The organism is Parcubacteria group bacterium CG10_big_fil_rev_8_21_14_0_10_36_14 (assembly GCA_002772895.1).
In the GTDB taxonomy this organism is placed as follows: domain Bacteria; phylum Patescibacteriota; class Patescibacteriia.
The window spans coordinates 1-1529 of sequence record PFCS01000030.1 but is presented as its reverse complement, the minus strand read 5'-3'; the positions used below and the strand labels follow the sequence as shown (position 1 = coordinate 1529).

2 protein-coding genes are annotated in these 1529 nt (G+C 41.7%); both read right to left on the bottom strand.

What is annotated here, in order from left to right:
- The coding region (locus COU51_02065; protein PIR66777.1) for a hypothetical protein at positions 1-524 on the bottom strand (524 nt) is incomplete at its 3' end.
- Between the two features lie 178 nt (positions 525-702).
- On the bottom strand, positions 703-1529 hold an 827-nt coding region (locus COU51_02060; GenBank protein PIR66776.1), incomplete at its 5' end, for a hypothetical protein.

Sequence of the window (1529 nt, the reverse complement as noted above, 5' to 3'; positions counted from 1 at the left end):
AAAATAATATTTCCATTCAGCCACATATAAGTATCATCATTGGTTGCATCTCCTCTTACCACGAGTACATTTTCTTCACCCACCTTCCAATACGCTTGATATGAACTGAGCGGTATTGTCTCTATATTTGTTCCGCCTAAATAAACGCGTAAACTATTATCAGACACTTTAATCAATATATATCCTTCCGTCCCGCTTGCTTGGGTATCAAAAATATAATGCAATACTCCATCGTCCGCGGTAAAATCCGGGCTAAATTTTGTCGCGATAGAAATATTAGCAGAATTAAAAATATTTGTCGCGTCCCCTGTTGTATTATCTCCGCCGTCAAAATCACAGAAGTATGGCGTGCAGGCTGGCATTGTGGTGCCAGTTGTTGAAGTGGTATTGCGGTTAAAACCGGAGGAATCATAAACTTGCACCGGATCGGAGCTGTTGTTATTTCCAAAGTCAAGGTCTAGAGTGAGGCCCAAGAGGGGGGCGGAGGCAGAAGTCGGTTCGGCGGATTTTGATTTGAATACCAAAAAACTGCCTAAGATTAAGATGGGGATTATTATTAGTAGTGGTAGGAGTTTACGGGACATAAGATAATTTTCATTTTTCATTTATCATTTTTCATTGAAAGTTCATTTTTCATTTTTCAATTTGTAATTGAGCGTTCATTGATGATTGATTATTGATACTTTCTTCACAATCCTCCCCTTATCTCACATATTTTCTTGCGCTGGATTTGTATAAAGCGGAGACTTCGTCAGCAGACAACGCGCGGTTATATATCCGCACGTCGTCAATGGCACCGTCAAAATTAAATCCTCCGGTATTAAAAGAACTTATTTTTAGGGCTGTTCCGGCTGTTGTAGTATCAGTAAACGCTAAGGTGTTTATAAGCACTCCGTCTTGATAACCACTCATAGAACCATTATCCCAAGTTAATACTAATTGATGCCAAGTATTTAAAGCCGTAGCCGTAAAATTCATATCCGTAGCAGGGTTGCCCTTTGTAACACGAAAAAAACCACTAGAATGTCTTGAGAGATAAGTTCTAGAATTGGTATTCCCTCCAATAATAAAGGATGTTACGTTAGCTTCGGCCTTAGCCCAAAGAACAATTGTTCCTGAGAGGGGCGACATATCGTTTGCTACAACATCGGCGTTTACCGCACCATTCATTCCATCAAAATCAATCGCCTGGTTGATTTTGCCGGGGGTGGAGGTGGGGGCAAGGCCGGTATAAAAGCCAGTTGGGGTGCCGTGGTTGCCAAAACCAGATTTATCATAAACTTTTGTGGCAGAGACATCGGCGGTGTCCATATTCCAATAGCCGACAAGGCCCAAGAGGGGGGCGGAGGCGGTGTATTTTGTTTTCGCGGAATTGTAGAGATTGCTGACTTCTTCCGCGGACAGAGCGTAATTATATATACGGACATCGTCAATTTTGCCGTCCCATAGGCGAGTTCCTGTGTTATTATCGCCTATATATAAATAATTGCCTGCAGTTATATTTCCCGATAAGGTTAGTTCTGAAGCGA